The following is a 20222-nucleotide window of genomic DNA, read 5'->3' as shown; positions in this document are numbered from 1 at the left end:
CGATCTATCCCGGCCCCCGCCATGCGGCAAGGCCGCGGGGCTTGATCTGACGCAAGGTTGCCGGCGTCGCGGGGCGCTAGGTCTTGTAGGCACGCCAAGGAGGAAACGCAGATGAAAGTCTTTACCGTTCTGGGACCGTCGCATGCCGGCAAATCGACCCTGGTCGAGGCGCTGGTCGGGCTCGAGGACAGCCCGGGCAAGCGGCTCGATATTCCCGGCGTCGCCTCGGTGCAGGGGTTCGGCTTCATGGGCGAGGACTGGGCGGCGATCGACATCGCCGGCGGGTCAGAAAACCTGTCGCCGGTCGGCGCGGCGCTCGCGGCCTCGGATGCCGCGGTGCTGTGCGTGCCCGCCGATGCCGACGACGCGGTGCTGGCCGCGCCCTACCTGCGGGTGATCGAAGAGGCGGGCATCCCGGCGATCGTGTTCATCAACCGGATCGACGCGGCGCAAAGCCGGATGAGCGAGATCGTGGCGGCGCTGCAAACCTATTCGCGCCACCACATCGTGCTGCGCGAGGTGCCGATCCGCGACGGCGACAGCATCGTGGGCATGGTCGACCTGGTCTCGGAACGGGCCTGGCAATTCCGCGAGGGCAAGCCCTCGGTTCTGATCGAGATGCCCGAGACGGTGCGCGGACGCGAGGAAGAGGCCCGCGCCGAGCTTCTGGAAAGCTACGCCGATTTCGACGACGCGCTGCTGGAAGAGCTGATCGAGGACAAGGCGGTGATGCCCGAGGAGGTCTACGAGGTCGCCACCCGCACGCTGCAGGAACACGCGCTGGTGCCGGCCTTCATGGGCTCGGCGCTGAACCGCAACGGCATCAACCGGCTGATGAAATCCCTGCGCCACGAGGCCCCCGGCGTCGAGGTCGCGCGCGCGCGGCTGAACGACGCCCCGGTGGCGGTCGGCGTGCTGGCGGACGTGGTCAAGCACCTGGGCAAGACGGTGCTGGTGCGCGCGCTCAACAAACCCATCGCGGCCTCCGGGCCGCTGGGGGGCGGCAATGTCGGCTCGATCACCGATCTGGACAGCAAGACCGCGCTCAACACGCTGAAACCCGGCATGATCGGGCTGACGGTGAAATCCGACCACCTCGCCGCCGGGCGCGGCTTTACCGCCAGCGCCGCGGCGGTTCTGCCGGGCTGGGCGCGGCCGCACACCTCGGCGTATCGGCGCATCGTGACCCCGGTGCATGAAAAGGACGACACCCGGCTGTCGGGCGCGCTGGAACGGCTGACCGAGATCGACCCGGGCCTGAGCGTGACGCCCGACGAAAAGTCCGGCCACCCGATCCTCGCCACCCAGGGCCCGCTGCACCTGCGCCGACTGATGCAGAAACTGGCCCAGGATTTCTCGATCGAGGTGAACGAGGCGCCGGTGCCCCCTGCCCTGCGCGAGACCATCCGGCGCGGCACCGAGGTGCACCACCGCCACCGCAAGCAATCGGGCGGCGCGGGCCAGTTCGCCGATGTGGTGATCGAAGTCAGGCCCGAGGCGCGCGGCTCGGGGTTCGCCTTTTCCAGCAGCGTCAAGGGCGGCGCGGTGCCGCGCAACTACATCCCGGCGGTCGAGAACGGCGCCATCGAGGCGCTGGCCGAGGGGCCGCAGGGCTTTGCCGTGGTCGATGTCTCGGTCGAGTTGAAGGACGGCAAGAGCCATTCGGTCGACAGCTCCGATTTCGCCTTCCGCACCGCCGGCAAGAACGCGGTGCGCGAGGCGCTGGCCGAGCTTGGCACCGTGGTGCTGCAACCGATCATGAAGGTCGACATCCACGTGCCCTCGGTGTCCTCGGGCAGCCTCGTGCCGCTGGTCTCGGGCCTCAAGGGGCAGGTGCTGGGCTTCGAGGCGCATGAACGCGCCGCCGGTTGGGACGTGTTCCAGACGTTGCTTCCGATGGCCGCCGAGGACGAGTTGTTCAACGCGCTGGCGGCGGCGACACGCGGCACCGCCTGGTTCACCTCGGCCTTCGACCACTACCAGGAGGCGCGCAAGGACGAGGTGGCGGACCTGGTGTCGGGGCAGGCCTAGCCGAACACCCCGGCATGGGCGGCGCGCAACGCCGCCTTCTGCACCTTGCCCATGGTGTTGCGCGGCAAGGCGTCCGCCAGGATCACCCGGCCCGGCTGCTTGAACCGCGCCAGGTGCGGCGCGATGGCGGCCCGGATGCCGTCCGGCGTCAGCCCGGCCCCGGGTTCGGCCACCACCACGGCCACCACGCCCTCGCCGAAATCCGGGTGCGGCGCGCCGATCACGGCGCTCTCGACCACCCCGTCGAGCGCGTCGATCACCGCCTCGACCTCCTTGGGATAGACGTTGAAGCCGCCCGAGATGACCAGATCCTTCGAACGCCCGACGATGGTGACATAGCCATCGGCATCGACCGTCCCGAGATCGCCAGTGATGAACCAGCCGTCGTCGCGCAACTCCTCGCGGGTCTTGTCGGGCATGTTCCAGTAGCCGTAAAAGACATTCGGCCCACGCACCTCGATCACCCCGATCTCGCCCCGGGCCACCTCCACCCCGGTCTCGGGGTCGGTGATGCGCAACTCGACCCCCGGCAGCGGAAAACCCACCGTGCCGGGCCGCCGCGCGCCGTCATAGGGGTTCGAGGTGTTCATGTTGGTCTCGGTCATGCCGTAGCGCTCAAGGATCGCATGGCCGGTGACTTCGCGCCAGCGTTCATGGGTTTCGGCCAGCAAGGGCGCGGAGCCAGAGATGAACAGCCGCATCCCGGCGCTCGCCCCGGCCAGACCCGGCGCCGCCAGAAGCCGCGTGTAGAAGGTCGGCACCCCCATCAGCGCGGTTGCCCGCGGCATCAGGCGCAGGATCGCATCCGCGTCGAACCCTGGCAGGAACAGACAGGACGCGCCCGCCATCATCGCCACGTTGGTCGCCACGAACAGCCCGTGGGTGTGAAAGATCGGCAGCGCATGGATCAGGACATCCTCGTGCGAAAACCGCCAGATGTCGCACAGCGTCGCCGAGTTCGAGGCCAGCGCCCGGTGCGTCAGCATCGCCCCCTTCGACCGCCCGGTGGTGCCCGAGGTGTAAAGGATCGCGGCCAGGTCCTCCGGCCCGCGCCTGACCGGCTGAAAGCCCGCATCGACGCCGGCCTGCGCCGTCACCAGCGTGCCGGTCTCGTCGCCTGCCAGCGTGAACAGCCGCGCCACCCCCGCCGCCGCGGCGACCGGGCCAAGCTCGTCCTCGCGCTCGGGTGCCAGCACGAAAACGCGCGGTGCCGCGTCGTTCAGGAAATACGCCACCTCGCCCGCGGTATAGGCCGGGTTCAGCGGCAGCAGCACGCCGCCCGCCAGCACGCAGCCGACATAAAGCTCCAGCATCGCCACGCTTTTCGCCGCCTGCACCGCCACCCGGTCGCCGGGCGCGACCCCGGCCCCCACCAGCACCGCCGCCATGCGCTCGGCTGCTTGCCAGAACGCGCCGTAGCTCACCTGCGCGCCGGTCACGCCATGTTCGAGAAACAGATCCTCGCCGCGCCCGTCCGAGGCCGATGAAATCGCATGGGCAAGGTGGTTCACGTCATACATCGCAGCCTCGCCACACGGGTTTCATCTTGGCAAAAATACTCTGGGGGGATCGTCCGGTTTGCCCGCAAACCGGGCGTGGGGGGGCAACGCCCCCCTGAAAGAACTGACGCGGCCCGCCGGGCCGCGCCATTTTCACGACAGCCGCCTATTTCGCGGCGATGCGCCCATCCACAAAGGGCGTGTAAGGCGTGCGTTCGGCCAGGTATTCGGCCACCACATCGGCCAGGTCCGGGCCGAAATCGTAGACGTTCGAGGCGTTGACGAACATCTTGTAGCCGTCGCCGCCGTTGCGCACGAAGTTGTTCGACACCACGCCATACTCAGCTGCTGGGTCGATCGGTTTCCAGTCCATCCCGTCAGCAACCATCACGTCCGAAATCCGGCTGCCGACCTCGGCCGAAACGTCATAGGCGAACTTCAGCCCCGCCACCTGCGGGAAGCGCCCGGCGACATCCTCGTACTGGCTGACGCCATTCTCCAGCGCATCGACGATCGCCTGTCCCGACACGAAGAAGGTCGACAGCGTGTTCTGGAACGGCAGCACCGTCAGGACCTCGCCCATCGTCACCTCGCCTGCGTCGATCGAGGCGCGGATACCGCCGCCATTGGTGATGGCGATGGTGATGCCCTGGTCCGCCACCCGGGCCAGCATCGCGTCGGCGATCAGGTTGCCCATCTGGCATTCCATCTGGCGGCACGACGACCGCTCGCCGTCGATCGCCTCGGTCGTCTCGGCCACCACCTTCTGGCGGATCTCCTCGAGCGGCTGGGCGGCCTCGGTGATGCGCGCCTTGGTGCCCTCGTCCTCGGTCACCGCCGCATCCATCGAGATCGGTTCGCCCACCGCCTCGAGGATCACGCCGGCATCGTCGAAGGTCACGTTGAGCTCGCCAAGGAACTTGCCGTAAGCATAGGCCTGCACGATGGCGGTATCGCCGACCATGGTCGGATAGGGGCCACGCGCGCCTTCGATGGTGTTGGACAACAGGCTGTTGTCATGCCCGCCGACGATCACGTCGACGCCCGTGGTCTCGGCCGCGACGCGCTGATCGACGTTGTAACCTGAGTGGCTCAGCACGATGATCTTGTTCACGCCCTCGGCGGTCAGAAGGTCAACCTCGGCCTGCACCGCGCCGACCGGATCGGTAAAGATCACGTTGGGCCCGGGCGAGGACAGTTCGTCGGTGTCGATCGGCGTCAGCCCGATCAGGCCCAGCTTCTCGCCGCCGCGTTCGATGATCACCGACTTGGCCAGCTTGTCCTTGAGCAGCGGCTCGCCGGAATAATCGGCGTTCGACATCAAGACCGGGAAATCCACCGCGTCCATGAAGCCGCGCAGCACCTCGGGGCCGTCGTCAAACTCGTGGTTGCCCACGGTCATCGCGTCATAGCCCATCTTGTTCATCATCTCGGCCGCCAGCGCGCCCTTGTAGTAGGTATAGAACAGCGTGCCCTGGAACTGGTCGCCGCCATCGACGAGAATCCAGTTGTTCGACCGCGCCTTGGCCTCGTTGATCGCCGTCACCAGCCGCGCCGAGCCGCCAAAGCATTCGCCGGCCTGGTTGTCCTCTTCCGAGCAGGGCGAGTCGTATTTCGAGATCGGCTCGAACCGGGCATGGAAATCGTTGGTGTGAAGGATGGTCAGCGAATATTCCGCCTGCGCCATCCCGGCAGAAAACACGAGCGCCGCTGCCGGCGCGAGGATACGATAGGTCATGGGAACCCCCTGGTTGAACACTTCCTCCAGAGTGCGGCGAGTCCATCGCTCATGTCAAAGCCTCGTTTGCCCGGCCCGGTTCACGGGCCCCGACGACGCTTGACGCCACTGGCAGGCGGGGGCACATCAGGGCCATGCTGATCTACAAGATCCTGCGCGCCGCCGAATGGCAGGCGTTCGACAGCGCCGGCGAAACACCGGGCGCGCCGGTCGACCTGGCCGATGGCTTCATCCATTTCTCGACCGCCGAACAGGCCCCGGGCACGGCGGCCAAACACTTCGCGGGCGAGGACGGTCTGATGCTGGTCGCGGTCGAGGCCGCAGCGCTGGGCGATGCGCTGAAATGGGAGGTGTCGCGCGGCGGCGCGCGCTTTCCGCACCTCTACCGCCACCTGGCCATGACCGACGTGGCCTGGACCGCGCCCTTGCCGCTCGGCCCCGATGGTCACGTCTTTCCGGAAACCATGACATGAACCTGATCGAGAAGGCCGGGCTGGTCGGGCTGCACCGGCTGGCGCCTGAACCCGCCCACCGCCTGTCCCTGATGGCGATGAAGGCGGGCATGGTGGCCCTGCCCGGCCCGATCACCACCGACCGGCTGGCCACCACCATCGCGGGGATGAGCCTGATGAACCCGCTGGGCCTCGCCGCCGGCTACGACAAGGACGCCGAGGCGGTCGATGCGCTCAGCCGGGCGGGCTTCGGCTTTGTCGAGGTCGGCGCGGTCACGCCCCTGCCGCAGCCGGGCAACCCGCGCCCGCGCGTCTTTCGCCTGACCGAGGATCGCGCGGTGATCAACCGCTACGGCTTCAACAATGCCGGAATGGAGGCCGCGGCGGCCCGCCTGCGGCGGCGCACCAGGAACCACCCGGTGCCGGTCGGCCTGAACCTCGGCGCCAACAAGGACAGCACCGACCGCCCCGGCGACTTCGCGCGTGTGCTGACCTGCTGCGGCCCGCTCATCGACTTCGCCACCGTCAACGTCTCCTCGCCCAACACCGAAAAACTCCGCGACCTGCAAGGCGCCGCGGCGCTGCGCGCCCTGCTCGACCGGGTGCTGGAGGCGCGCGAGGCACTCGACAAATACACCCCGGTCTTTCTCAAGATCGCCCCCGATCTCGAGGGCGAGGAAATCGAGGCTATCGTCGAGGTGGCACGCGCCGTGCGGCTCGACGGGATCATCGCAACCAACACGACGCTGGACCGCGAAGGTCTGAAAAGTCCTCACAAAGCCGAAAAGGGCGGCCTTTCCGGCCCGCCATTGTTCGAAAAATCCACCCGCGTGCTGGCCCGTCTGTCGTCGCTCACGGCGGGCAACCTGCCGCTGATCGGGGTCGGCGGCGTGACCACGGCGGATGACGCCTATGCCAAGATCCGCGCCGGCGCCTCGGCGGTGCAGCTCTATACCGCGCTGGTCTATGGCGGCATGAGCCTGGTCGGCGAAATCCTGACCGGGCTCGACGCGGCCCTGGCGCGCGACGGATACGACCACATCTCCGACGCCGTCGGAACCAAACGAGGAGACTGGCTATGACCGAGGTCACCATCTGGCACAACCCGCGCTGCTCGAAAAGCCGCCAGACACTGGCGCTGATCGAAGAGCGCGGCCTCACCCCCACCGTGCGCCCCTATCTCACCGACCCGCCCTCCGAGGCCGAGATCCGCGCGGCGCTCGCGGCCCTCGATATCGCGCCGATCGAGCTGATGCGCACCAATGAGGCCGAGTTCAAGGCGCTGGGCCTCAGCCGCGACAGCGACCCGGCCAGCCTGATCCGCGCCATGGCCACGACGCCGAAACTGATCGAACGCCCGGTGGTGTTCGCCAACGGCAAGGCCCGCCTCGGACGCCCGCCGGAACAGGTGCTCGACATCCTCTGACGCCCTGCTGCTTCATCTTGGTGGCAAATACTCATCCCCGAGGGACCGGCCGCAGGCCGGGACCGAGGCAAACTGCGCGCCGCAGGCGCACATGATTGCGACGGATCAACGCGCGGCGGCCTCGTCGGCTTCGGTCTCCAGCCGGGCCACGCGCCGGGCAAGGCGGAAGATGTCGTCGAGGATCTCGATCAGCTCGACCTCGCGGGTATAGGTCTTGACCCGCCGGGGGGCGCGCGCCGTCAGCCGCTCGATCCCGTGCAGCGCCATCTCGTGGCTGAGTTCGCGCATCGTGCCCTTCATCGCCCGAACCTCGCGCGCCCGGCCCGCATCGCGGCCCTCGAAGGCGTCCACCGCCCCCCGCAGCGCCGCCACCACCTCGGCGTGAAAGCGCGCGATGATTCGACGGGTTGCCGGGCTGACGACCACGCCGTCATCCAGCCGCTTGAGCGAGGACACCACCAGGTCGCGCGCCACCAGGTCGGCGATCTGCTCGAAATCGTTGGCCGCCGAGACCAGCCGCACCAGTTCGTCGGATTGCGCAAGGCTCAGGCGGCGCAGGCTGATCTGGCCGAGATAGGCGATGATCGCCTGGTGCAACTGGTTGATCGCCCGGTCGCGCTCGGCCAGTTGTTCGAGCCGCAGGCGCGGCCCGTCCAGCGCCACCGGCAGCGCCACCTCGACCATCGAGGTGGCATGACGCCCCAGCCGCACCACCTCGCGGTGCGCCGCCTCCAGCGCGATCTGCGGCGTGTCGAGCAGCGCCGATTCCAGGAATTTCGGCGTCCCCTCCGGTTCGGCGCGCGCCGGGCGGTCGGGCACCAGCCATTCGGCCAGCCGGGCGATCTGCCCGGTCGCCCCGATCATCAGGACGGCATTGACCACGTTGAACACCGTATGCGCCCAGGCCAGGTGACGGGCGGTGCCGCCGCCGGGCGACAGCAGCCGCGCCAGGTCGGCAAGTTCGGGGATGAACCACAGCCACAGCGCGACGCCCGCGAGGTTGAAGATGGTGTGCACCACGGCGGCGCGGACCGCCTCGCGCGGCTTGCCGATCCCGGCCAGCATCGCGGTCACGCAGGTGCCGACATTGGCCCCCAGCGCCACCCCGATGGCGGCATCGAGCGTCACCATCCCCTGCCCGGCCAGCACGATAAGGATGCCGGTGGTGGCCGAGCTTGACTGCACCAGCGCGGTAAACCCGGCCCCGACCAGGATCGCCAGCGCCGGGTTCGAAAGCGACGCCATCAACTCGATGAACGGCGCCGAGTCGCGCAGCGGCGCCATCGCCCCCGACATCACCGACATGCCGTAGAAGATCAGCCCCAGCCCGATCAGCGCGCCACCGTATTCGCGCCACATCCGGTTTTCCGTCACCAGCGTCAGCGTTACTCCCAGTGTCACCAGCGGCAGCGCCAGGGCGGTGATCTGAAAGGCCAGGATCTGCGCCGTGATGGTGGTGCCGATATTGGCGCCCATGATGACCGCCACCGACTGCCCCAGGCTCATCACCCCGGCCGAGATGAACCCGACCACCAGCACCGTCGTCACCGACGAGCTTTGCACCACCGAGGTCACGCCCGCCCCCAGCAACAGCCCCTTGATCCGGTTGTCGGTCAGCCGGGCCAGGATCGCCTTCAATTGGTCGCCGGTCACACGCTTGAGCGCCCGGGTCAGAAGGTCCATGCCGAACAGAAACAGCGCCAGCCCGCCGAACAGGCCGGTCCAGAGGTCGAAACTGGCAAAGTCCTGCGGCATCCGTGTGTTACGCCTCAAGGCCCGTTGCGGCCACCATAGGAAGGCGCGGGGCGTTTGTCATATGCGATGCCGAAGCCGCGTTCTCAGCCATCCACCGACGCCTCGAGCGCCGGGTAGCGCAGCCCCAGCGTCACCCCGCGCGAGGCGAACGAGATCAGCAGCGCCGCCCAGAGCCCGTGGTTGCCGAAGGTCGGCAAGAGGGCATAGAGCGCCGCGACATAGACCAACGCCGAGACCATCATCATGTTGCGCATGTCCGCGGTGCGGGTGGCGCCGATGAAGATGCCGTCCAGCATCCACGGCGCCCAGCCGATCAGCGGCATCAGGATCAGCCAGGGCAGATACACGCGGGCCTCGATGCGCACGTCCGGCGCGGTGGTCATCAGGTCGATGATCGCGCCGCCGCCGATCAGGAAGATCAGCATCATCGCGCCCACCGTGATCGCGCCCCAGATGCTCGAGACGATGGCGGCACGGCGCAGGCGCGGGCGGTCGCGCGCGCCCATCGCCTGCCCCACCAGCGCCTCGGCCCCGAAGGCGAAACCGTCCATCGCGTAGGCCGTGATGTGCAGGAACTGGAACAGCACCTGGTTGGCCGCCAGCGTCACGTCGCCGAACCCGGCACCGAGGAACATCATCGCCACGACCATCGATTCAAGCAGCAGCGAGCGGATCAGGATGTCGGAATTGACCCGCATCATGCGGATCAGCTGCACCCGGTCGAACACCCGCGCCCAGTCGCGCCAGGCCGGCACACGGAAGGCCGCGCGGCAGAACCACAGCCCAAGGGCAAAGCCCGACCATTCCGCGATCACGGTGGCGATGGCCACGCCCTCGACCCCCCAGCCCAGCCCCAGCACGAACAGGAAATCCAGCCCGACATTGGCGCCGTTCATCAGCAGTTGCACCGCCAGCATCGCCCGCGTGCGCTCCTGCGCCAGAAGCCAGCCGAGAATGCCGTAAAGCGCGATCATCGCGGGCGCGGACCAGACCCGGATCGCCATGTAGCTGTGCGCCATCGCCTCGACTTCGGGGGTGGCGGGCGAGGCCTTGAAGGCCGCCCAGAACAGCGGCCCCTGGAACAGGATCAGAAGCGATCCGGCGGTCAGCCCGATCATCAGCACGCGGGTCAGAAGCGCCGCCACCTCGCCCGTGCGCCCGGCGCCCAGGGCTTGTGCGGCAAGCCCGGCGGTGCCCATGCGCAGGAAGTTGAACACCCAGTAGATCGCGGTCAGCACGATCGCCCCGATCCCGACCGCGCCGATCGGCGCGGCCTCGCCCAACTGCCCGATCACGGCGGTATCGACCGCGCCGAGGATCGGCACGGTTATGTTGGCCAGCACCACCGGCACGGCGATGTTCAGAACCCGTCTGTGGGTGATCGCCGCCGGGCCGTCCCGGGGCGCCTGGTGCTGGGATGTGGGCATCGTCAGCCTCCGTGCGCCGGCATCAGGAAATGCCCGGTCGCCTGGGCGAACAGACGGCTGCGGTTGTCCTGCCAGGCCTCGACATGCACGCTGGCATAGCGTCGGCCCGAGCGGTTGACCTCGGCGCGCGCATAGGCGTCGCGCGGCAGGCCCGAGCGCAGGTAATCGACGGTGAAGTCGATGGTCTTGGGCAGGCGCGGCGGGTTTTCCGGGGTCAGGCTTTCGGGCGCGATGCTGCCGTCCTCGATCCCGGTCCAGATCATCGACCAGCCCAGTTCGATCACCGCCGCAACCTCGAGAAACGCCGCCGTGACGCCGCCGTGGATGGCGGGCAGAAGCGGGTTGCCGATCAGCTTGTCGGAGAACGGCAGCACCGCGGTCAGTTCATCGCCGCGCCGGTCGAACTCGATCCCGAGAAAGCCGGCATAGGGCACGCCGCCGACCAGCGCGCGCAGGGCCGCGTCGCGCCGCTCCTTGATGACCTGGACGGGTTCGGGCCGCTTCATGACGCCGCCTCGGACGATTTGCGCCCGGAATCCGGGGCCACCGTGAAGGCCCCCGAGGCGCTGGCCACGGGGTTTTCGCGGTCATCGTCGAAGGCTTCGGCGCGCACGAAGGCGACCGAGCGGGTCAGGTGATAGCAGGTGGCGCGCGCCCCGATGCGCTGGCCCGGGGTGGCCGGGCGCATGTAGTCGATGCGCAGATCGAGCGTCGCGGTCGCCCCGGGGGCCGCGGGGTGGCTCATCACGGCCGCGCCGCCGCAGGTGTCCATCAGCGCCGAGACCACGCCGCCATGCAGAACCCCCGAGCGCGGGTCGCCGACGAAACGGGCGTCATAAGGCATCGAGATTTCCGCGACTCCCGGCCCGATCTCGTCAAGGCGCATCCCCAGCGCCCGCGAATGCGGGATCGCTTCGATGAACTGGCGGGCGATTTCGGTGTTTCGGTCGGTGTCCGGGGTGCTCACATTTCCCTCCTGCCGCGGTTTGGCCGAATATTCGTGTTTGGTCCGCCGGGGGCAAGGTGAATCTCCCGACCCGCCAGAAAAGCCGGGATCGCGGGATACCGGCTTTACCTCACCCGCCGAACAGGCGATCTTTGCGCCATGACAAGAGACGACCGGCTGTCTTTCAAGGAAATGTGCGCGAAGTTCGAGGTGACGCCGCGCACCTTGCGCTATTACGAATACATCGAACTGCTTGCGCCCGAGCGCGATGGGCGCACGCGCTGGTATGGCCCGCGCGAAGTGGCGCGGATGAAGCTGATCCTGCGCGGCCGCCGCTTCGGCTTTTCGCTGGAAGAGGTGCGCCAGTGGCTTCTGATCTATGACGAACAGGGCACCGAGGCGCAGATGCACGCCTGGATCGGGATGGCCGACCGCCAGCTTGTCGTGCTCGACACCCAGATCGCGGACATGACCGCGGCGCGCGCCGATCTGCAAAAGCTGCGCGACGACGTGGCCAAGGCGCTGGAATAGGCCCAGCCCGGGTTTCACATCCGCGCGAGACGTTGCGTCGCGCGGCGCCGCACCCCTTGCTTGACGTTGACGTAAAGGTCATGTTGTGCATGATCGCGCCACACCGCCCTCCCGGGCCGGCCCGTCACATAACGCACCGAGGACCTCATGACCGAAGACACCATGACAATCCGCGCCATGTGCGACACCTTCGGTGTCACCGCACGGACCCTGCGCTTTTACGAATCGAAAGAACTGCTGTCCCCGATCCGAGACGGTCAGAAACGGCTGTTCACCCGGCGCGACCGCGCGCGGCTCAAGCTGATCCTGCGCGGCAAGCGCTTCGGCTTTCCGCTCGAGGAGATCCGCCAGCTGCTCGACCTCTACGATGTCGGCGACCAGCAGTTGACCCAATACCGCAAGACCATGGAGCGCGCCCGCGCCCACCTGGCGACGCTGAAGAAACAGCGCGAGGAACTGGACGAGGCGATCGCCGATCTGTCCGCCCAGATCGACTGGGGCGCCAAGATGGTCGCCTCGATGGAACAGGACGAAGCGGCCCAGTAGGCCCGCGCCACGACAGACCGGAGACCCGCACAGATGCCGATCTACACCCCGCCCACCCGCGACATGGCCTTTCTGCTGCACGACCTGATGCAGGTCGAGACCAGCGACATTCCGGGCTATGACGAGCTGGACCCGGCCTTCACCTCGGCGGTTCTTGCCGAGGCCGGCAAACTGGCCGCCGAAGTGCTGCAACCGCTGAACGCGGTGGGCGACCGCGAGGGCTGCACGCTCGAAAACGGTGTGGTGCGCACGCCCGCGGGCTTCAAGGACGCGTTCGACCAGTTGCGCGAGGGCGGCTGGACCGGGCTCGACTGCGACCCCGAGTTCGGCGGCCAGGGAATGCCGCACCTTCTGGGCAGCGCCACCGGCGAGATGTTCGTCGCCGCCAACATGGCCTTCAACATGTATCAGGGCCTGACCCACGGCGCCTATTCCGCGATCTTCGCGCATGGCACCGAGGCGCAGAAGGCGAAATGGCTGCCCAGGCTGGTCACCTGCGAATGGACCGGCACCATGAACCTGACCGAGCCGCACAGCGGCACAGACCTGGGCCTGATGCGCACGAAAGCCGAGCCGCAGGACGATGGCAGCTACAAGATCACCGGCACCAAGATCTTCATCTCGGCGGGCGATCACGACATGGCCGACAACATCGTCCACCTCGTGCTGGCGAAGATCCCCGGCGGCCCCGAGGGCGTGAAGGGCATTTCGCTGTTCATCGTGCCCAAGATCATGGTGGACGACGACGGCAAGCTGGGGGCGGCCAACGCGGTTTCGGTCGGCGCGCTGGAGCACAAGATGGGCATCCACGGCAACGCCACCTGCGTGATGAACTACGACGGCGCCACCGGCTATCTGCTGGGCGAGAAACACAAGGGCATGCGGGCGATGTTCACGATGATGAACGAGGCCCGGCTCGGCGTCGGCGTGCAGGGGCTGGGCATCGCGGAAGTCGCCTACCAGAACGCCGTGGCCTATGCCCGCGAACGGCTTCAGGGTCGCGCCGTGACCGGAGCGGAAAACCCCGACGGGCCGGCCGACCCGCTGATCGTGCACCCCGACATCCGCCGCAGCCTGATGCGCCAGAAAAGCTTTGTCGAAGGCGCCCGCGCGCTGACCTTCTGGGCGGCGCAACTGATCGACCGCGCCCAGCGCATGGGCGACGACGACGCCGAGGGCATGGTGTCGCTCTTGATCCCCGTCATCAAGGGCGTGCAGACCGACCGCGGTTTCGACGTGACGGTCGAGGCGCAACAGGTGTTCGGCGGCCACGGCTATATCGAGGACAACGGCATGAGCCAGTTCGCCCGCGACGCACGGATCGCGATGATCTACGAGGGCGCGAACGGCATCCAGGCGCTCGACCTCGTGGGGCGCAAGCTGGCGCAGGACGGCGGCAAGCACGTGATGGCGTTCTTCGACATGGTCAAGGATTTCATCAAGGACAACGAGGGCAACGAAGACCTCAAGGCCGGATTCCTCGAGCCGCTGAAATCGGCGTCGAAAGACCTTCAGGCGGCGGCGATGTATTTCATGCAATCCGCCGCGAAACGGCCCAACGACGCGCTGGCCGGGGCCTATGACTTCATGCACCTGTTCGGCCATGTGGCGATCGGGCTGATGTGGGCGAGGATGGCCAGGGCGGCGATGGACAAGCTCGCCGCCGGCCCCGATGACGCCGCGTTCTACGAGACCAAGATCGCCACGGGGCGCTATTACATGGCGCGGGAAATCCCCGCCACGGCGATGCTGCGCGCGCGCATCGAAAGCGGGGCGGACCCGGTCATGGCGCTGGACGCGGCGGCCTTCTGAGGGTCGGAAAAGGAGAGGACAGATGCCGAAACGCTTTCGCCTCACCCGCCGGTTTCCGGTTGCGATGACCGAGGACGGCTATCGACGGCTGAAACGCTTCGCCAGCGAGGCGGGGCTGGACGAGGGCGAGGCGCTGTCGTTCCTGTTCGAGCATTTCGACAGCGTGACCGATGCCGAGGCACTGGGGCATCGGCTGCGCCTGTTCAACTCGGAGCTTGATGCACGAAAACGCTGACGGTGGCACGGTTTGAGAGGACGGGATTTGAGTATTTGGACCAAGATGAAGCACAAGAGGTCACCCCGCCCCCTCGGGCCGGTTGACGCTGGCAGCGGAGGGCGGGGCTTCACCTTGGGCGGTCATCGGCTCTCCAGCCTGTACCGCGATGCCAGCATAGGCGCATTAACCTTAACGGCGCGTTACCGGCGCCCTTCATCTTGGTGAAATACTCCACGGGGGTGTGGGGGTGTGAAACCCCCACCGGCGCGGCGGTGACAGTCAGGAGGACGGCATGACGATCAGGCTCCATTGCTTCGGTGAAAGCGGCAACGCCTACAAGGCGGCGCTGGCGCTGGAACTGGCCGGGATGGACTGGCAGCCGGTGTTCGTCGATTTCTTCAACGGCGGCACCCGCACGCCGGAGTTTCGCGCATTGAACCCGATGGGCGAAGTGCCGGTGATGGTGGACGGCGAGGTGGTGCTGACCCAGTCGGGCGTGATCCAGCAGTATGTGGCCGAAAAGACCGGGCGTTTCGGCGGTCAGGATGCCGGTGAGGCGCGCGAGGTTCTGCGCTGGCAGTTCTGGGACAATCACAAGATGTCCTCGGTCGCCGGGCAGGTGCGGTTCCTGTCGAATTTCCTGCCCGAGGACAAGCGCCCGGCGGAGGTGATCGCCTTCCTGAAAGGCCGGCTTGCGACCGCTTACAAGGTGCTCGACGCCGAGTTGTCCGCCCGCGACTGGCTGGTCGGCGACGGGCCGACGCTGGCCGATCTGTCTTGTTGCGGTTATCTCTATTACCCCGAGCCGTTCGGGTTTTCCCGCGCCGACTGGCCGGCGATCGACGCCTGGCTGACTCGTATTTCCGACTTGCCGGGGTGGAAGCACCCCTATGACCTGATGCCCGGATCGCCCGCCGACCGGGCCTGAGAGACGACGAAAGGACGATGACATGACCGATGCCTATATCTTCGACGCCCTGCGCACACCGCGCGGCAAGGGAAAGCCCGACGGCACCCTGCACGAGGTGCCCGCGGTGCGCCTGTCGGCCGAAGTGCTGAACGCGCTCAAGGCCCGCAACAACCTCGAGGGCCATGCCGTCGAGGACGTGATCTGGGGAAACGTCACCCAGATCGGCGAGCAGGGCGGCTGCCTTGCGCGTTCGGCGGTGCTCTATTCCGACCTGGATGAGCGTATTCCCGGCGTCAGCGTCAACCGCTTCTGCGCATCGGGACTGGAAGCCGTCAACATGGCCGCCAACCAGGTGCGCGGCGGGGCCGGGCAGGCCTTCATCGCCGGGGGCGTGGAGAGCATGAGCCGGGTGCCGATGGGCACGGACGGTGGCGCGATTGCCGCCGATCCCTACCTGGCGATGAAGACCTATTTCGTGCCGCAGGGGATTTCCTCGGACATCATCGCCACCAAGTTCGGCTTCAGCCGCGACGATGTCGACGCCTATGCCGTCGAGAGCCAGAAGCGCGCCGCCGCCGCGCGGGATGCGGGGCGGTTCAAGTCCATCGTGCCGGTCAGGGACATCAACGGCCTGGAGATCCTGGCCAATGACGAGATGATCCGCCCGACCGACATGCAGGCGCTGGCCGCGCTCAACCCCAGCTTCAAGGCAATGGGCGAGCAGATGCCGGGTTTCGATGCGGTGGCGCTGATGAAATACCCCGAGCTTGAGCGGATCGAGCATGTGCACCACGCCGGCAATTCCTCGGGCATCGCGGACGGCGCCGCCGCCGTTCTGATCGGCACCAAGGAATTCGGCGAGGCGCATGGGCTGACGCCGCGCGCCCGGGTGCGTGCGACCAGCCGTGTCGGCACCGACCCGACCATCATGCTGACCGGCCCGGTTCCCGCGACCGAGCGCGTGCTGGCCGCCGCCGGGATGCAGATCGGCGATATTGATCTCTTTGAGGTCAACGAGGCCTTCGCCTCGGTGGTGCTGCGGTTCCTGACCTATTTCAACGCCGACCACGACAAGACCAACGTGAACGGCGGCGCGATTGCCATGGGGCATCCGCTTGGTGCGACCGGGGCGATCATCCTGTCGACGCTGCTCGACGAGCTTGAGCGCACGGGCAAGGAAGTGGGGCTGGCGACGCTCTGCATCGGCTCGGGCATGGGTGCCGCCACGATCATCGAACGGGTGTGAGGAGAGACGACATGACCGATTTTACCCTGAAAACCGACAAGGACGGCGTGGCCGTCATCACCTGGGATTGCCCGGACAAGTCGATGAACGTGATGACCTTCGAGGCGCTGGGCGAGCTTGAGGCTTGTGTCGATCAGGCCTTGGGCGACGACAAGGTCAAGGGCATCGTGATCACCGCGGGCAAGGACAGCTTTGCCGGCGGGATGGATCTGAACGTGCTGGCCAAGCTGCGCGACGAGGCGGGGGATGATCCGGCCAAGGGCGTGTTCGACGGTGTGATGGACATGCACCGGCTGCTCAGAAAGATCGAACTGGCGGGGATGGACTTCAAGACCAAGAAGGGGGCGAAGCCCGTGGCCGCCGCCCTGCCCGGCACCGCGATGGGCATCGGCTATGAACTGGCGCTGGCGACACACCGGATCTTCATGGCCGACAATCCAAAGGGCAAGGTCGGGCTGCCCGAGATCATGGTTGGCCTGTTCCCCGGTGCGGGCGGCACGACGCGGCTGGTGCGCAAGATGGGCGCGATGGCGGCGGCGCCCTACCTGCTCGAGGGCAAGACGCTGGCGCCCGGCAAGGCGAAATCGGCCGGGCTGATCGACGAGGTGGTGGCGCCGGAGGCGCTGCTGGAGGCTGCGAAGGCCTGGGTGCTGCAAGCGAATGAGGCCGATCTGGTCAAGCCGTGGGACGCCAAGGGCTACAAGATGCCCGGCGGCACGCCCTATCACCCGGCGGGGTTCCAGACCTTCATCGGGGCCGCCGCGATGATCCACTCCAAGACGCAAGGGGTGTATCCGGCGGCAAAGGCGCTGCTCTCGGCGGTTTACGAGGGGGCACAGGTGCCGTTCGATACCGCGCTCAGGGTCGAGGCGCGGTGGTTCACCTCCGTCGTTTTGAACCCGGTTTCGGGCGCGATGATCCGGTCGCTGTTCATCAACAAGGGCGCGCTGGAAAAGGGGGCCGTGCGGCCCGAAGGCGTGGACGATCAGCGGGTCAGGAAGGTCGGCGTTCTCGGCGCGGGCATGATGGGTGCCGGCATCGCGCTGGTCTCGGCGATGGCCGGGATCGAGGTGGTGCTGCTGGATCAGGATCAGGCGGCTGCCGAGCGCGGCAAGTCCTATACCGAGAGCTACATGGACAAGGGCATCTCGCGCGGCAAGGCAACGCCGGAGAAGAAAGAGGCGGCGCTGGCACTGATCACCGCGACGACGGATTACGCCGCCCTCAAGGGCTGCGATCTGATCGTCGAGGCGGTGTTCGAGGACCCCAAGGTCAAGGCCGAGGTGACTGAGGCCGTGGAGAAGGTCATCGGCGACGATTGCATCTTCGCCACCAACACCTCGACCCTGCCGATCACCGAGTTGGCGAAAGCCTCGAAACGTCCCGAGCAGTTCATCGGCATCCACTTCTTCTCGCCGGTCGAACGCATGGCGCTGGTCGAGATCATCAAGGGTAAGAAAACCGGCGACCGGGCCGTGGCCAAGGCGCTCGACTACGTGCGCCAGATCCGCAAGACGCCCATCGTGGTGAACGATGCGCGCTTCTTCTATGCCAACCGCTGCATCATTCCCTACATCAACGAGGGTGTGCGCATGGTCGGTGAAGGGGTCGCACCGGCGCTGGTCGATCACGCGGCGAAACTCCTGGGCTTTCCGGTGGGGCCGCTGCAACTGATCGACGAGACCTCGATCGACCTCGGCGTCAAGATCGCCAAGGCGACCAAGGCGGCGATGGGCGATGCCTACCCCGACGACGCGGTGGACGAGGTGATCTTCTGGATGGCCGGTCAGGGCCGGATGGGGCGCAAGGCCAAGGCGGGGTTCTACGACTACGACGACAAGGGCAAGCGCCTGGGCTATTGGGACGGTCTGGCGGAGAAATATCCCGTGCGCGAGGAGCAGCCCGACCTGACAGAAGTGCAGCTCCGGCTGATGATGGCGCAGGTGCTGGAGGCGGTGCGGGCGCTGGAGGACGGCGTGCTGACCGACATCCGCGAAGGCGATGTCGGCGCGATCCTCGGCTGGGGCTTTGCGCCGTGGTCAGGCGGGCCCTTCTCGTGGCTCGACATGATCGGGGCAGGCAAGGCGGTGGAAATTTGCGATTACTTGACCGAGACCTTCGGTGCCCGCTTCACCACGCCGGACCTGCTGCGCGACATGGCTGGGAAGGGCGAGACCTTCTATGGCCGCTTCGGGGCCGAGGCCAAGGCGGCCTGAGACAAGGCGACAGGATGATGGGAAGGGGCGCTCCGGCGCCCCTTTTCGTTGGCGTTCACCGTCCCAGCCAGCCGAACGCCCGGGCCAGAACCTCACCCCCGCCCCTCTCTACCGGGGCGCCATGCGCCATCACCAGCCGTTCGGCGGGCCAGTCAAGGACGCGCGCGACCGCGACGCGCGCCGCGCGGCGATCGGTGAAGGCCAGCCTGAACTTGCGCGGCACCGAAGGCTCCGGCGCGACCATCAGGTCGAGCCGCGCCACGACCGCCCGCCAGCCCTTGTGCCAGCCCTTCGGGAAATGCTGGATCAGGTCGGTGACAAGCACCGTCGCGCTGGGGCGGTGAAAGAACAGAACCTCGGTGGTGATGCGGTTGCCGGGAATGACGACCTGATCGACCACCCCCGCCCAGCCCGGATCGGGTGTGTCGCCAAGCTCGGCATGAAAGGCGATATCCGGGCGCTTGCCCCGCAGCCCCGGCGCGGCATGGATCAGCGCGTCGGGCCAGGCGGCGGCCCAGTCCGGCACGAACAGGTGATGCAGGGAATTGGGCGCGACGATGTGGCAGACCTTGCCGAGCATATCGACCTCGGCGCGCAAGGCGCCGGTCAGCGCAACCGGCGACCAGATCAACAGGCCTGCGTCCGGCGGCCGGATCACGGCCATGCGGGTCGGGTAGCGAAAGCCAGCGACCGAGACCGTCGCCCCGTCGGCAAGCCAGATGTCGGGGCCAAAGGATTTCAACATGTCTCGACCCCGGCGGTGACCCTTTCGGCCCGAAGCTAGGGCGACCCTGATCCCGCCGCAAGCCAGCCGCGACGCCGGATCAACATGATCGTATCCATCCGAGGGATTTTCTGACATCAAGCCCGAGACACTCGAAAGGACCCCGCCATGTTCGCCAAGACCCGACACCTGACAGCCCTTGCCGTCGCGCTGACGCTGCTGGCGCCTGCCGCCACGGCCCAGATGATGCGCCCCGGCGGCATGTTCGGCGCGCATCACGGCGCCGACGGGACCGGGCATGACGAGGTGATCATGCCGGGCCTGCGCGGGCTGAATGCAACGCCCGAGGAAAGTGCTGAGCTTGCCACGCTGTTTCGGCACTTCGAGACTCTCACCCGCGAGGTCGAAAATCTTCCCGACGGCATCCGCACCGTCACGCGCTCGTCCGATGAGGCGGTGATGGAGGTGTTGGTCAGCCATGTCGTCGGCATGATCGGCCGGGTCGAGACCGGCGACGATCCGCAGATCTTCATCCAGAGCCCGACGCTCGACATCTTCTTTGTCCGGGCCGACGGCATCGAGACCGAGATCGACATCACTGACGCAGGCATCGTGGTGGTGCAGACCAGCGACGACCCGGAACTGGTCGAGGCGCTGCACCTTCACGCCGCGGAGGTGTCGGACATGGCCGACCGTGGCATGGCCGCGGTTCATGACATGATGATGCAGCGGGCGGGGAACTGAGG

Annotated in this window: 19 protein-coding genes; 12 read left to right on the top strand and 7 right to left on the bottom strand. The window is 67.3% G+C overall.

Translation table 11 applies throughout. The annotated features are described in order from the left end of the window. The first annotated feature begins 57 nt into the window (after positions 1–57). Positions 58–2031: an elongation factor G gene (locus FVF75_RS06550; protein ID WP_281289580.1), complete on the top strand. Its 1974-nt coding sequence runs from the start codon at positions 58–60 to the stop codon at positions 2029–2031. On the opposite strand, the gene FVF75_RS06545 is transcribed toward FVF75_RS06550, so the two are convergent. Continuing rightward, complete coding sequence (locus FVF75_RS06545) at positions 2028–3551, bottom strand: AMP-binding protein (protein WP_148377134.1); 1524 nt, start codon at positions 3549–3551, stop codon at positions 2028–2030. The genes FVF75_RS06550 and FVF75_RS06545 overlap by 4 nt on opposite strands. A gap of 145 nt (positions 3552–3696) precedes the next feature. Then, on the bottom strand, positions 3697–5268 hold the full coding sequence (locus FVF75_RS06540) for a bifunctional metallophosphatase/5'-nucleotidase (RefSeq protein WP_148377133.1): 1572 nt from the start codon (positions 5266–5268) through the stop codon (positions 3697–3699). A gap of 134 nt (positions 5269–5402) precedes the next feature. On the opposite strand from FVF75_RS06540, the gene FVF75_RS06535 reads away from it, so the two are divergent. Genes FVF75_RS06535 through arsC form a run of 3 tightly spaced genes read left to right on the top strand, consistent with a single transcriptional unit; the run spans position 5403 to position 7146 of the window. Then, positions 5403–5741 carry a DUF952 domain-containing protein gene (locus FVF75_RS06535; RefSeq protein ID WP_148377132.1) on the top strand — a complete coding sequence of 113 codons (339 nt, stop codon included), beginning with the start codon at positions 5403–5405 and terminating at the stop codon, positions 5739–5741. Then, complete coding sequence (locus tag FVF75_RS06530) at positions 5738–6802, top strand: quinone-dependent dihydroorotate dehydrogenase (protein ID WP_148377131.1); 1065 nt, start codon at positions 5738–5740, stop codon at positions 6800–6802. Before FVF75_RS06535 ends, FVF75_RS06530 begins: the two co-directional genes overlap by 4 nt. Next, positions 6799–7146 (top strand): arsenate reductase (glutaredoxin), encoded by a 348-nt coding sequence (gene arsC / locus FVF75_RS06525; RefSeq protein ID WP_148377130.1) that lies wholly within the window; start codon positions 6799–6801, stop codon positions 7144–7146. Before FVF75_RS06530 ends, arsC begins: the two co-directional genes overlap by 4 nt. Before the next feature lie 105 nt (positions 7147–7251). Here arsC and FVF75_RS06520 read toward each other — a convergent pair whose 3' ends face one another. The 4 genes from FVF75_RS06520 to FVF75_RS06505 form a co-directional block, all read right to left on the bottom strand. After that, complete coding sequence (locus FVF75_RS06520; RefSeq protein WP_148377129.1) at positions 7252–8901, bottom strand: Na/Pi cotransporter family protein; 1650 nt, start codon at positions 8899–8901, stop codon at positions 7252–7254. Between the two features lie 83 nt (positions 8902–8984). After that, positions 8985–10328: an MATE family efflux transporter gene (locus tag FVF75_RS06515; RefSeq protein ID WP_148377128.1), complete on the bottom strand. Its 1344-nt coding sequence runs from the start codon at positions 10326–10328 to the stop codon at positions 8985–8987. 2 nt (positions 10329–10330) lie between these two features. Continuing rightward, a complete protein-coding gene (locus FVF75_RS06510; protein WP_148377127.1) occupies positions 10331–10834 on the bottom strand; it encodes a PaaI family thioesterase in 504 nt (167 codons plus the stop codon). Continuing rightward, the gene (locus tag FVF75_RS06505) at positions 10831–11295 is read right to left on the bottom strand and encodes a PaaI family thioesterase (protein WP_246138015.1); all 465 of its coding nucleotides are present in this window, start codon (positions 11293–11295) and stop codon (positions 10831–10833) included. Before FVF75_RS06505 ends, FVF75_RS06510 begins: the two co-directional genes overlap by 4 nt. Before the next feature lie 138 nt (positions 11296–11433). Here FVF75_RS06505 and FVF75_RS06500 point away from each other — a divergent pair, with 138 nt between their 5' ends. The 7 genes from FVF75_RS06500 to FVF75_RS06470 all read left to right on the top strand — a co-directional run bounded on the left by FVF75_RS06500 (position 11434) and on the right by FVF75_RS06470 (position 18752). Next, positions 11434–11805, top strand: a complete 372-nt coding sequence (locus FVF75_RS06500; protein WP_148377126.1) for a MerR family transcriptional regulator — start codon at positions 11434–11436, stop codon at positions 11803–11805. A gap of 147 nt (positions 11806–11952) precedes the next feature. Further along, on the top strand, positions 11953–12351 hold the full coding sequence (locus FVF75_RS06495) for a MerR family transcriptional regulator (RefSeq protein WP_148377125.1): 399 nt from the start codon (positions 11953–11955) through the stop codon (positions 12349–12351). Between the two features lie 33 nt (positions 12352–12384). Continuing rightward, positions 12385–14163 (top strand): acyl-CoA dehydrogenase C-terminal domain-containing protein, encoded by a 1779-nt coding sequence (locus tag FVF75_RS06490; RefSeq protein WP_148377124.1) that lies wholly within the window; start codon positions 12385–12387, stop codon positions 14161–14163. A 22-nt stretch (positions 14164–14185) separates the two neighbouring features. Continuing rightward, complete coding sequence (locus tag FVF75_RS06485) at positions 14186–14398, top strand: hypothetical protein (RefSeq protein ID WP_148377123.1); 213 nt, start codon at positions 14186–14188, stop codon at positions 14396–14398. A 274-nt stretch (positions 14399–14672) separates the two neighbouring features. Then, on the top strand, positions 14673–15308 hold the full coding sequence (locus FVF75_RS06480; protein WP_148377122.1) for a glutathione S-transferase family protein: 636 nt from the start codon (positions 14673–14675) through the stop codon (positions 15306–15308). Between the two features lie 22 nt (positions 15309–15330). Further along, a complete protein-coding gene (locus FVF75_RS06475) occupies positions 15331–16536 on the top strand; it encodes an acetyl-CoA C-acetyltransferase (RefSeq protein ID WP_148377121.1) in 1206 nt (401 codons plus the stop codon). Between the two features lie 11 nt (positions 16537–16547). After that, positions 16548–18752 carry a 3-hydroxyacyl-CoA dehydrogenase NAD-binding domain-containing protein gene (locus FVF75_RS06470; RefSeq protein ID WP_148377120.1) on the top strand — a complete coding sequence of 735 codons (2205 nt, stop codon included), beginning with the start codon at positions 16548–16550 and terminating at the stop codon, positions 18750–18752. Positions 18753–18807: 55 nt separating this feature from the next. Here FVF75_RS06470 and FVF75_RS06465 read toward each other — a convergent pair whose 3' ends face one another. Then, on the bottom strand, positions 18808–19497 hold the full coding sequence (locus FVF75_RS06465; protein WP_148377119.1) for a DUF4336 domain-containing protein: 690 nt from the start codon (positions 19495–19497) through the stop codon (positions 18808–18810). Positions 19498–19644: 147 nt separating this feature from the next. On the opposite strand from FVF75_RS06465, the gene FVF75_RS06460 reads away from it, so the two are divergent. After that, the gene (locus FVF75_RS06460) at positions 19645–20220 is read left to right on the top strand and encodes a hypothetical protein (protein WP_246138014.1); all 576 of its coding nucleotides are present in this window, start codon (positions 19645–19647) and stop codon (positions 20218–20220) included. The last annotated feature ends 2 nt before the right edge of the window (positions 20221–20222 follow it).

Source organism: Maritimibacter fusiformis (genome assembly GCF_008086115.1).
Lineage (GTDB): Bacteria > Pseudomonadota > Alphaproteobacteria > Rhodobacterales > Rhodobacteraceae > Muriiphilus > Muriiphilus fusiformis.
This window is presented reverse-complemented; position numbering and strand designations above follow the sequence as displayed.

Coding starts and splice junctions, on each gene's coding strand:
- FVF75_RS06465 (WP_148377119.1), bottom strand. CDS start 19,497: ATGTTGAAATCCTTTGGCCCCGACATCTGGCTTGCCGACGGGGCGACG.
- FVF75_RS06480 (WP_148377122.1), top strand. CDS start 14,673: ATGACGATCAGGCTCCATTGCTTCGGTGAAAGCGGCAACGCCTACAAG.
- FVF75_RS06540 (WP_148377133.1), bottom strand. CDS start 5,268: ATGACCTATCGTATCCTCGCGCCGGCAGCGGCGCTCGTGTTTTCTGCC.
- arsC (WP_148377130.1), top strand. CDS start 6,799: ATGACCGAGGTCACCATCTGGCACAACCCGCGCTGCTCGAAAAGCCGC.
- FVF75_RS06490 (WP_148377124.1), top strand. CDS start 12,385: ATGCCGATCTACACCCCGCCCACCCGCGACATGGCCTTTCTGCTGCAC.
- FVF75_RS06535 (WP_148377132.1), top strand. CDS start 5,403: ATGCTGATCTACAAGATCCTGCGCGCCGCCGAATGGCAGGCGTTCGAC.
- FVF75_RS06520 (WP_148377129.1), bottom strand. CDS start 8,901: ATGCCGCAGGACTTTGCCAGTTTCGACCTCTGGACCGGCCTGTTCGGC.
- FVF75_RS06545 (WP_148377134.1), bottom strand. CDS start 3,551: ATGTATGACGTGAACCACCTTGCCCATGCGATTTCATCGGCCTCGGAC.
- FVF75_RS06495 (WP_148377125.1), top strand. CDS start 11,953: ATGACCGAAGACACCATGACAATCCGCGCCATGTGCGACACCTTCGGT.
- FVF75_RS06515 (WP_148377128.1), bottom strand. CDS start 10,328: ATGCCCACATCCCAGCACCAGGCGCCCCGGGACGGCCCGGCGGCGATC.
- FVF75_RS06500 (WP_148377126.1), top strand. CDS start 11,434: ATGACAAGAGACGACCGGCTGTCTTTCAAGGAAATGTGCGCGAAGTTC.
- FVF75_RS06475 (WP_148377121.1), top strand. CDS start 15,331: ATGACCGATGCCTATATCTTCGACGCCCTGCGCACACCGCGCGGCAAG.
- FVF75_RS06470 (WP_148377120.1), top strand. CDS start 16,548: ATGACCGATTTTACCCTGAAAACCGACAAGGACGGCGTGGCCGTCATC.
- FVF75_RS06530 (WP_148377131.1), top strand. CDS start 5,738: ATGAACCTGATCGAGAAGGCCGGGCTGGTCGGGCTGCACCGGCTGGCG.
- FVF75_RS06485 (WP_148377123.1), top strand. CDS start 14,186: ATGCCGAAACGCTTTCGCCTCACCCGCCGGTTTCCGGTTGCGATGACC.
- FVF75_RS06510 (WP_148377127.1), bottom strand. CDS start 10,834: ATGAAGCGGCCCGAACCCGTCCAGGTCATCAAGGAGCGGCGCGACGCG.
- FVF75_RS06460 (WP_246138014.1), top strand. CDS start 19,645: ATGTTCGCCAAGACCCGACACCTGACAGCCCTTGCCGTCGCGCTGACG.